Origin of the sequence: Allosalinactinospora lopnorensis, from assembly GCF_000981225.1 — a bacterium.
Taxonomy (GTDB): domain Bacteria; phylum Actinomycetota; class Actinomycetes; order Streptosporangiales; family Streptosporangiaceae; genus Allosalinactinospora; species Allosalinactinospora lopnorensis.
This window is the reverse complement of the sequence record NZ_LAJC01000028.1, coordinates 55109-63674: the sequence shown is the minus strand read 5'-3', so window position 1 is coordinate 63674 and position 8566 is coordinate 55109. Positions and strand designations below refer to the sequence as shown.

The 8566-nt window shown below is 70.1% G+C and carries 6 protein-coding genes and 1 pseudogene; 3 read left to right on the top strand and 4 right to left on the bottom strand.

The window, feature by feature from the left end:
- Nucleotides 1-68: 68 nt before the first annotated feature.
- Both VS93_RS12435 and VS93_RS12430 read right to left on the bottom strand, forming a co-directional pair.
- On the bottom strand, nucleotides 69-977 hold the full coding sequence (locus VS93_RS12435) for a carbohydrate ABC transporter permease (RefSeq protein WP_046470097.1): 909 nt from the start codon (nucleotides 975-977) through the stop codon (nucleotides 69-71).
- Nucleotides 974-2248, bottom strand: coding sequence for an ABC transporter substrate-binding protein (locus VS93_RS12430; protein ID WP_046470096.1), 1275 nt, complete (start codon nucleotides 2246-2248; stop codon nucleotides 974-976). Before VS93_RS12430 ends, VS93_RS12435 begins: the two co-directional genes overlap by 4 nt.
- Before the next feature lie 198 nt (nucleotides 2249-2446).
- Here VS93_RS12430 and VS93_RS12425 point away from each other — a divergent pair.
- Nucleotides 2447-3444, top strand: a pseudogene (locus VS93_RS12425) (LacI family DNA-binding transcriptional regulator).
- Between the two features lie 33 nt (nucleotides 3445-3477).
- Here VS93_RS12425 and VS93_RS12420 read toward each other — a convergent pair.
- A complete protein-coding gene (locus VS93_RS12420) occupies nucleotides 3478-4629 on the bottom strand; it encodes a Gfo/Idh/MocA family protein (RefSeq protein WP_046470095.1) in 1152 nt (383 codons plus the stop codon).
- Nucleotides 4630-5006: 377 nt separating this feature from the next.
- On the opposite strand from VS93_RS12420, the gene VS93_RS12415 reads away from it, so the two are divergent.
- A complete protein-coding gene (locus VS93_RS12415; protein WP_046470094.1) occupies nucleotides 5007-6569 on the top strand; it encodes an OmpA family protein in 1563 nt (520 codons plus the stop codon).
- A 35-nt stretch (nucleotides 6570-6604) separates the two neighbouring features.
- On the opposite strand, the gene VS93_RS12410 is transcribed toward VS93_RS12415, so the two are convergent.
- Complete coding sequence (locus VS93_RS12410; protein ID WP_046470093.1) at nucleotides 6605-7348, bottom strand: hypothetical protein; 744 nt, start codon at nucleotides 7346-7348, stop codon at nucleotides 6605-6607.
- Nucleotides 7349-7535: 187 nt separating this feature from the next.
- Here VS93_RS12410 and VS93_RS12405 point away from each other — a divergent pair, with 187 nt between their 5' ends.
- Nucleotides 7536-8489 carry a D-2-hydroxyacid dehydrogenase family protein gene (locus VS93_RS12405; RefSeq protein ID WP_201776623.1) on the top strand — a complete coding sequence of 318 codons (954 nt, stop codon included), beginning with the start codon at nucleotides 7536-7538 and terminating at the stop codon, nucleotides 8487-8489.
- Nucleotides 8490-8566 lie beyond the last annotated feature (77 nt).

Below are 8566 nucleotides of genomic sequence, written 5' to 3'. Positions count from 1 at the left end.
CTCGGCCGGCGGGGGCGGCTGCGGCGACGCCGGGGCGGGAGAGGCCGTGCGGACCGCGGGCATCCGGTTCACATTCCTTCCCTGGTGCTGCGCATGGACCCGAATCCGGTGAACCGGACCATGGCGAGTGAGACCACCGTGGCGACGACGACGAGTGTGCACGCGACCGCGCTGGCATAGCCCATCTCCCAGCTCTCGAAGCCGGCCTGGTACATCAGGTAGGGGACGATGGTGGTGCCGGTCCCCGGGCCGCCGCCGGTGAGGATCAGCACGGTGTCGAAGTAGGTCAGCGAGCCGACGACCATCAGCACCGACGAGGTCGTGAGGGTGTTCTTCAGCTGGGGCAGGGTGATGTGCCAGAAGGCTCCCGCCCTGCCGGCGCCGTCGATCTCGGCCGCCTGGTACAGCGAGGCCGGGATCTGGCGCGCGCCTCCCTGGTAGAGCAGCGTGTGCAGGGGGATGAACTGCCAGGCGCTGACGAACACGATGACCATGAAGGCGGTATCGACGCTGCCGAGGAGGTCGGGGAAGGAGCCGAGCCGGGCGAGGGGACCGAAGTTCGGCTCCAGCAGGGCCCGCCAGAGGATCGCGATCGCCGCTGTGGAGAGCAGCAACGGGACGAAGAAGACCGCTGAGAGGACGGCGCGGTTGCGCTGCGGCCCCGCCGCCCACACCCCGAGGAGCAGACTGATCGGGGTCTGCACCGCCCAGCTCGCCGCGGTCAGGGCGGCGCTGAGGCCGATGGCCCGCCGCATGACGGGGTCGCCGGCCAGCCGCGACCAGTTCTCCACCCCGACGAACCGGGGCGTGCCCAGCCCGCCCCAGGCCGTGAGGGAAAGGTAGCCCACCAGCACCATGGGCAGGATCGCGAACGCGCCGAAGAACAGCAGGGCGGGCAGCGCCCAGGCGGCACCCGGCCGGCCTGCCCGGGGGGTGCTCCCCCTGGGCGCTTCCCGGGGCGGGCCGAGGACGCTCACTGCAGGTTCGCCAGCGTCTCGACGAACTCATCGGGCGTGCTCTGCCCGTTGAACAGTTTCTCGATCTCCGTCAACATCGGCGTGGCGACCGAGGGAGGGACCGCCTGGTCCCAGGAGAGCTGGAAGTGCGGCGCCTGCTCCACCGTCTCGTACTGGAACGTGGCGAAGTCGGGATCCGGGCTCTCGTCCAGGAGGTCTGCCGCGTTGGTGGTCGTCGGCACCTCGCCGTTCTCGACCATGTCCCGGACGTACTCCTCCTCGGCGGTCATCTTGAGGAAGTCGACCGCCTCGTCGGTGAACTCGCTGTCGGCGGTCACCGAGAAGTAGTTGGTGGGGTTGCCGGTCACGTTGGCGGGGTCGCCCTCGCCTCCGGGCATCGCCGGGAAGGCGGTATAGCCGAGGTCGTTCTCGGCGAACTCCGGTGCCTGGTCGAGGTGGGTGGAGTACTCCCAGGAGCCCATGAGGTGCATCGCCGCCTTGCCTTCGGACAGCAGTGTCGACGCCGCGCCCTCGGTGAAGCTGACGGAGGCGAAGTTGTCCCCGAAGGCGCCGCGCTCCACCAGGTCCTCAACGGTCTCCGCGGCCTCCAGGACCGCCGGGTCGCGCCACCCCTCGGGATCGCCCTCCTCGATGCGCTGGAACACCTCCGGTCCGCCTCCGCGGTCGACGAGGTACTGCAGCCACATCTGCATCGTCCAGGTGTCGGCGCCGCCAAGGGCGAAGGGGGTGATCCCCTCGGCCGAGAACGCGTCGACCAGGTCGAGGATGTCGTCCCAGGTCTCGGGCGGCTCGACCCCCACGTCGTCGAAGACGGCCTCGTTGTAGAAGAGCAGGACCGGCTGGGTGCCGCGCAGCGGGATACCGTACTGGACGCCGTCGATCTCCGCGCCTTCGAGGACCGAGGGGAGGAAGGAGTCCGCGAACTCCGGATCGCTCTCCAGCGCGTCGTCGAGGGAGAGCAGCATCTCCTCCTCCGTGTACGGGCGGATGCTGCCGGCGCCCCAGTTGAAGAAGACGTCGGGCTGGTCCCGCGACCCCATCACCGTGCGCACCTTGTCCTCGTAGGTGTCACCGGGGACCTCGTCGACCACCGCTTCGATCTCGGCGTCCTCGTTGAACCTCTCGACAGCGGATTTCTGCACCACGGCGAGGCTGTCCTGGTACATCCACACGTGCATCCGGCCGTCGTCCGCCGACCCGCCCCCGCACGCGGTAAGGGCAAGAAGGCCCACCGCAAGCGCCCCGGCGGCACCGATCCGAAGGGTGGTCATCCTTACTCGCCTCCGAAACTATCGGTTCTAGTATCGCAACATTGGGGCCTGAATTTACGGTGGCGGAACCACCGGGTCAATACCTTGTTGAGAGGTAGCTCACTTTGAGCGCCCCATCACCCGCTCATCTGAGTAAGATCAGGGGGTGTGACTGCAGACCCGACATCGATTTCTCAGCACGTCCCTGTTTCGGAACCGATCACGATCTCGAAAATTGCGGAAGCCGCTGGCGTATCGGTACCGACAGTGTCCAAGGTGCTGAACGGCCGGACCGACGTCGCCCCCGAAACCCGGTCGCGGATCGAGGAGCTCATCAGCAGGCACGGCTACCGGCGCCGCCGCGGCCCGGGAGGCGGCCGCTCCTCGACCATCGACCTGGTGTTCCACGAGCTGGACAGCGCGTGGGCGGTCGAGGTCATCCGCGGGGTCGAACGTGTCGCCCGCTCGGAGGGGCTCAGCGTCGTACTCTCGGAATCCGGCGGCGAGCAGACCCCTAAGGACGCCTGGGTCGACTCCGTTCTGGCCCGCCAGTCGACAGCGGCGATCCTGGTCCTCTCCGACCTCTCCCCCAGCAGAGGCGGCGGCTGGCGGCCCGCGGCATCCCCTTCGTCGTCGTCGACCCCACCGGCGACCCGGGGGAGGACGTTCCCTCGATCGGCGCCGCCAACTGGAACGGCGGCCTCGCCGCGACCCGGCACCTCATCGCCCTCGGCCACGAGCGCATCGCCGTGATCGGCGGCCCCAAGCACGTCCTGTGCAGCCGCGCCCGGATCGACGGGTACCGCTCCGCGCTGGACGCCGCCAGCCTGTCGGCGGATCCCGCGCTCATCCAGACGGGCGACTTCCACATAGAGGGCGGCCGCGACAAGGGCCGCAGACTGCTGCTGCTCGACGATCCGCCCACAGCGATCTTCGCCGGCAGCGACCTTCAGGCCATGGGGCTCTACGAGGCAGCGCGCGAGCTGGGCGTGCGTATCCCCGACGACCTGAGCGTCGTCGGCTTCGACGACCTGCCGGTGGCCCGCTGGGTGGGCCCGCCGCTGACGACCGTCCGCCAGCCGCTGACCGAAATGGCCGAGGAGGCCACCCGGCTCGCGCTCACTCTCAGCCGCGGCGGCGAACCCGTGAACCTGCGCATGGACCTCGCCACCGACCTCGTCGTACGGCAGAGCACGGCGGCCCCGCGTTCCGGGTGACCCACCTGGACCACGGGGCCCGATCGCCGCGTCCTACTCCGTGACCGAGCCCAGCTCGATACGGCGGCCCTCCCGCGACGAGGACAGCCCGGCCTCGGCGAGCTGGATGCCGCGGGCGCCGGCGTAGAAGTCGTAGGGGTGCTCGCCCTCCTCGGCCACGTGCCGGACGAACTGCTCCCACTGGGCCTTGAAGCCGTTCTCGAACTCGGCGTTGTCCGGCACCTCGGCCCACTGCTCCCGGAAGGGCTCGCTCGCCGGCAGGTCGGGGTTCCACACCGGCTTGGGGGTGAACGAGCGGTGCTGGACCCGGCAGTCGCGCAGGCCGGCGACCGCGCTGCCCTCCGTGCCGTCGACCTGGAACTCGACCAGCTCGTCGCGGTTGACCCGCACGCACCACGAGGAGTTGATCTGGGCGACGACACCGCCGCTCAGCTCGAAGATGCCGTACGCGGCGTCATCGGCCGTGGCGGCGTACGGCCGGCCCTCCTCGTCGCGGCGCTCCGGTATGTGCGTGACGGCCTTGGCGGTCACCGCGGTGACGCGGCCGATGAGGCTCTCCAGAACATAGTTCCAGTGGCAGAACATGTCGGTGACGATGCCCCCGCCGTCCTCGGTGCGGTAGTTCCAGCTCGGGCGCTGCGCCTCCTGCCAGTCGCCCTCGAAGACCCAGTAGCCGAACTCGCCGCGCACCGAGAGGATCCGGCCGAAGAACCCGCCCTCGATCAGCCGGCGGAGCTTGAGCAGGCCCGGAAGGTACAGCTTGTCGTGCACCACCCCGTGCTTGACTCCGGCCCGGTCGGCCAGTCTGCCCAGTTCCACCGCCGCCTCGACGGACTCGGCGACCGGCTTCTCCGCGTAGACGTGCTTGCCGGCGGCGATCGCGGCGCGGAGGGACTTCTCGCGGACGGAGGTCACCTGGGCGTCGAAGTAGAGGTCGACCGTGTCGTCGGACAGGGCCGTATCGAGATCGGTGGTCCAACGAGCGATGTCGTGACGCGCGGCGATATCGGCGAGCTTGTCGGGGTTGCGTCCGATGAGGAGTGGTTCGAGCTGTACCCGATTTCCTCCGGACAGTTCGACGCCGCCCTGGTCGCGGATGGCCAGCACCGAACGGAGGAGGTGCTGGCGGTAGCCCATGCGGCCCGTGGCTCCGTTGAGCGCGACGCCGAGTGTGGTTGTTGCCATGAGCCAGCCTTTCTTGGAAATCGCTTTCCAACACCTTACACGCGCTCCCTGCCTCGGCACATACCTGCCCGAAGGAACGCGTCGCCACGGTGCGGGACCGTCCGCCCCGCCGAGGAACCCGGCGGGGCGGGCCTGCCGGAGCACGAGCGCGCGCCGGGTCCGCGGCGCGGTCGCGGCCATCACGAGGCGATGCCCGGGACTTCGGGGCGGGCGGCTGGCGTAGGATCCCTCGATCGCCCCATCGCAACGGGCGGCCTGCCCCGGCCCGCGCTCCGGCGGCTCGCGCACGCCCCGGGTTCACTGGCCTTTCGCCAGCACCACCGGGAGTGCTAGAGGATATCCCCGGCGCATACCCTCAACGATCGGAGTTCCCCCGAATGGCGCGGACGACGTCCTTTTCTGCGACAGCGCTGCTGACCACGGGCAGCCTCCTCCTCAGCGGCTGCAGTCTCTTCGGCGACGGGGACGACCCGCCGCCGGTCGAGGAGGAGTTCCCCTACACCAGAGAGGGGCGTATCTTCCAGGACACCGGCCAGGACGAGGTGCTGCGGTTCTCGATCACCGGTCTGGAACGCACCCCCGACCACACGGTCATGTACTACGAGGTGGACTACCCAGACGGGTTCGAGGGCAGCAACCGCAACCTCAGCATGCCGCACACCCTGGTGGACCCCATGACCGGTCAGGTGTTCCGCGAGTACCTCGACGGCGACGGACTGAAGTACGGTTCGGTCAGCCCCAACGACGACGGGCTGTATCCGGTGCACGACGGGGTCACCAACGAGTACCGCAGGTACTTCCCGCCCATCCCCGAGGACGTGGAGCAGGTGACCTTCGTCGGCAGCGGGCTGGGGGCCATGACGGGCATCCCCCTCCAGGACGTCGACGAGGAGCGGCCCGACCCGGAGAACCCGAACGGACCGCAGCACCTCTCCCCCGACGACCCGCCGTCCGGCGGGGAGAACCTCACCTTCGAGAACCGTCCTCCGGACGACGACGCGGAGGCCGACCAGGGGTGGGTGGAGAGCTTCGTCGACTCCGACATCGCCTCGATCACCCGGGACGGCACCACCGAGACGATCTCGCTGCACTCCGACGTGATGTTCGAGTTCGACGAGTCGGAGCTGACCGCGGACGCCGAGGAGGTGGTCCGCCAGGCGGCCGGATCGCTGACGAGCAACGTCGACCCGGACAACTCGGAGATCACCGTCATCGGACACACTGACGGCAAGGGAACCGACGCCTACAATCAGAACCTCTCCGAGGAGCGCGCGGAGACCGTGCGCACCCTGCTGGTGGAGGAGCTGGACGACAACTACACCTACGTGGTCGAGGGGCGCGGCAGCACCGAGCCGGTGGCCGTGGAGGGCGGCCCCGACGACGAGGAGGCACGCGCCCGCAACCGGCGGGTGGAGTTCTCCTACGAGGTCAGCGCCTCGGGCGACCAAGAGGAGGAGGACGAGGACGGACTCGGCGTGGCGCAGCGGACGGTGACCTGGCCGGCGCCGTTCACCGACGACAACGGTGACGTCGTCGCCACCGAAGAGCACGACGACGTGCAGCTGGACGTGTACCCGCTGCGCCGCGACGGCGCCTACGTGATCGCTACGGTGGCGCTGACCAACAACTCCGACGAGCCGGTCATCCCGGACATAGGGGCCGACGGCGAGACGCAGGCGGGCGGCCCGGAGCAGTTCAGCTCGGGCTCGCTGGGCGGGCTCCAGCTCCTCGACCCGGACACCGACCTGGTGCGCTACGTCGCGCAGATGACGCTGGGGGACGACAGGTCCACCGGCTTCGCCGAAGAGGTGCACGAGCTGCAGCCGGGCAACACCTACGATCTCGTCGCGGTGTTCCCCGGCCCGCCGGCCGACATCGAGGAGCTCACCCTGCGGGCCGGTCCGTTCGGCGAACTTCCCGAGATCCCCATCGAGGAGTGAGACCCGCGGCGGGGCGCGGTCCCCGGACCGGCGCCCTACTGCTGGGCCCGCTCGGCGGCCTGGAGGACGACCTGCTCCAGGTCCTCTTGGGAGGCCTCCGAGGACACCGCGATGGCGGAGACGTAGAAGTTGTCCGGCAGCGAGAGGTGCAGGCTCTGCGTGGAGCCCTCGACCGTGGCGACGTAGTCCAGCTCGCCGCCCAGGGCGTCGGCCTGCGGTGTGCGGTAGTTGTCGACATCGACGTCGACGTCGACCTCCCAGTTCATCTCCTCCTCGCCGGGCACCTGGGCCACTTCGAGCCTGGCGCTCGGGTCGGCGTTCACCGTGAAGACGAGCGCGAACGACTCCCCGCCGCCCTGGCCGGCCCCGGCTCCGCTCCACACGCAGGACACCTGCTCGGCGTCGGGCGTGTCCTCGACCTCTCCGATGTCCTCCGCCACAACGGTGCCCGCGGGCGCCAGGCCGCCGGCGACCTCCTCGGCGCCGATGCCCGCGCAGGAGTCGGGCAGCGCGAACAGGTCCCCCTCGGCCTCCTCCTCCGCTTCTTCCTCCTCCGTCTCCTCGCCTTCCGCTTCCTCCTCCGTGTTCTCGCCGTCCTCGCCGTCGCCGAACGAGAACCACTCATCGGTTGAGAACCACTCGTCGAAGGAAAACCACTCGTCGAGGGAGAACGAGTCCTCGTCGACGGATTCCGAGTCGCAGCCGGCGAGCAGCACACCACAGGCCAGGGCGGCGCCGACGGCCGCGGTACGCCGGGAGGCGGAGGGATCGAATCGCATGGGGAACCTTCAGCGTCGGGGACGTGACCGGCACGCCCGGGGGTAGGCGCCGGCGCGAACACACGGAACCGTAGCAAGACGGGGGCCGGTAATGGGGCTCCGGAGGAGGCCGGATTCCCCGCGTGAGCGGCCGCGCCCGCGCGCCCCGCGTTCCGGCCGCGCGTGCGCGCGGCGTAGGCTGCCCGCTATGACGATCCGGGTCGCCGTGCTCGACGACTACCAGGACATCGCCCGTCGCTACGGCGATTGGAAGCGGCTGCCTCCCACCGCGGAACTCACCGTCTTCACCGACCACCTCAGCCGGCACGACGCGCTGGTCGAGCGCCTGGAACCGTTCGAGGTCGTCTGCGCCATGCGCGAGCGCACCCCGTTTCCGCGCGAGCTGCTGAGCCGGCTGCCGAACCTGCGGCTGCTGGTGACGACCGGCAGGGGAAATCCCTCCATCGACATGGAGGCCGCCCGGGAACTGGGGATCACTGTCAGCGGTACCGCCAGCAACGGTCCCCCGACCGCCGAACTCACGTGGGGGCTGATTCTCGCGCTGGTGCGCCGGATCCCCGCGGAGGACCACGCGGTGCGTTCGGGCGGCTGGCAGCACACCGTCGGCGGCGACCTGCACGGTCGCACCCTGGGCGTGCTCGGTCTGGGCAGGCTCGGCGCCAGGGTCGCGGCGGTCGGCAACGCGTTCGGGATGCGGGTGCTGGCCTGGAGCACCAATCTGACCGCCGAGGCCGCCGCGGAGCACGGCGCCGCCCGGGTCGAGAAGGACGAACTGCTCAGCCGGGCCGACATCGCGACGATCCACCTCAAGCTCGGTGACCGCACGCGCGACCTGATCGGCGCCCGGGAACTGGAGCTGCTCGGCCCCGGCGGCTACCTCGTCAACACCTCCCGGGGGCCGATCGTCGACGAGGCCGCCCTGCTGGCGGCCCTGCGGTCGGGCACGATCGCCGGCGCCGGCCTCGACGTGTACGACACCGAACCCCTGCCCGAAGGGCACCCGCTGCGTACGGCGCCCAACACCGTGCTGACCCCGCACATCGGCTACGGCACGCACGCCACCTACGAGGTGTTCTTCCAGGAGACCGTGGAGGACGTGGTCTCCTTCATCGAGGGCACACCGGTGCGCGTGCTCAACTGACCGTCCGGTCGCCGGGGGCGAAGGCTCCCGGATTCCTCTCCGAAGCGGCTGCCCCTTGCGCCTCGCACCCGCGGCGC